General features: G+C 59.2%; 3 protein-coding genes. All 3 read left to right on the top strand.

The window, feature by feature from the left end; genetic code table 11:
• Positions 1 to 212: hypothetical protein (locus EN750_RS40120; protein ID WP_210212795.1), on the top strand; the 212-nt coding region annotated here is incomplete at its 5' end.
• On the top strand, positions 190 to 504 hold the full coding sequence (gene groES / locus EN750_RS34460) for a co-chaperone GroES (RefSeq protein WP_127255658.1): 315 nt from the start codon (positions 190 to 192) through the stop codon (positions 502 to 504). The genes EN750_RS40120 and groES, both read left to right, overlap by 23 nt.
• A 56-nt stretch (positions 505 to 560) precedes the next feature.
• The coding region (groEL, locus tag EN750_RS34455; protein ID WP_127399287.1) for a chaperonin GroEL at positions 561 to 1,367 on the top strand (807 nt) is incomplete at its 3' end.

The following is a 1,367-nucleotide window of genomic DNA, read 5'->3' as shown; positions in this document are numbered from 1 at the left end:
GTGCGTTGGCGCCCTTTCTGGTCGAATGGAAAAATTTTTTCGCCGGTCTCTTGAAACCGAAAAACGGCAAAACTAGCTCGATATGCGCCGCGATGCCTGACGAAGGGTCGGGGCGTTCCGCACCGGTCCGATATTGCCGGTTCGGTGCGGAGGAACCTCAAAAACCTGTTTGTCCACGAGGAGAACGACATGGCGTTCCGTCCATTGCATGACCGTATTCTGGTCCGCCGCCTTGAAGCCGAGGAGAAGACCTCCGGCGGCATCATCATCCCCGATACCGCAAAGGAAAAACCGCAGGAAGGTGAAGTGCTCGCCGTCGGTCCCGGCGCGCGCGACGACAGCGGCAAGCTTGTCGAACTCGATGTCAAGGTCGGCGACCGCATCCTGTTCGGCAAATGGTCCGGCACCGAAATCAAACTCGACGGCGAGGACCTGCTCATCATGAAGGAAAGCGACGTGATGGGTGTCATCGATGAGATCGCCGAAGTGAAGAAGGCCGCCTGACGGCTTCTTCGTATCCATCCAGTCAACGAATGCTGCCTAGATAAAGGAGTGATCCAATGGCTGCCAAAGAAGTGAAATTCCATACCGAAGCGCGCGAGAAGATGCTGCGCGGCGTCGATATCCTTGCCAATGCGGTAAAGGTGACGCTCGGTCCCAAGGGGCGCAATGTCGTCATCGACAAGTCGTTCGGCGCTCCGCGCATCACCAAGGACGGCGTCACCGTGGCCAAGGAAATCGAGCTTGAAGACAAGTTCGAGAATATGGGCGCCCAGATGGTGCGCGAAGTGGCTTCCAAGACCAACGACCTTGCCGGCGACGGCACGACGACCGCAACGGTGCTTGCACAGGCGATCGTCAGGGAAGGGGCCAAGGCGGTTGCCTCGGGCATGAACCCGATGGATTTGAAGCGCGGCATCGACAAGGCGGTCGATGCGGTGGTCGCCGAACTGAAGACCAATGCCCGCAAGGTCACCCGAAACGACGAGATCGCGCAGGTAGGCACCATCTCCGCCAATGGCGATGCCGAGATCGGCCGTTTCCTCGCCGAGGCAATGGAGAAGGTCGGCAATGAAGGTGTCATCACGGTGGAGGAGGCCAAGACCGCCGAGACCGAACTCGAAGTCGTGGAAGGCATGCAGTTCGACCGCGGCTATCTCTCGCCCTATTTCATCACCAACCAGGACAAGATGCGCGTCGAACTCGATGAGCCTTATGTGCTGATCCACGAGAAGAAGCTCTCCAACCTGCAAGCGATGCTGCCCGTGCTTGAAGCCGTGGTGCAGTCGGGCAAGCCGCTCTTGATCATCGCCGAGGATGTGGAAGGCGAGGCGCTGGCGACGCTGGTCGTCAACAAGCTGCGCGGC

This window comes from Mesorhizobium sp. M7A.F.Ca.ET.027.03.2.1 (genome assembly GCF_003999175.1).
In the GTDB taxonomy this organism is placed as follows: Bacteria; Pseudomonadota; Alphaproteobacteria; order Rhizobiales; family Rhizobiaceae; genus Mesorhizobium.
Note: the sequence above shows the minus strand (reverse complement) of the source record. Positions and strands in the feature narration are given on the sequence as shown.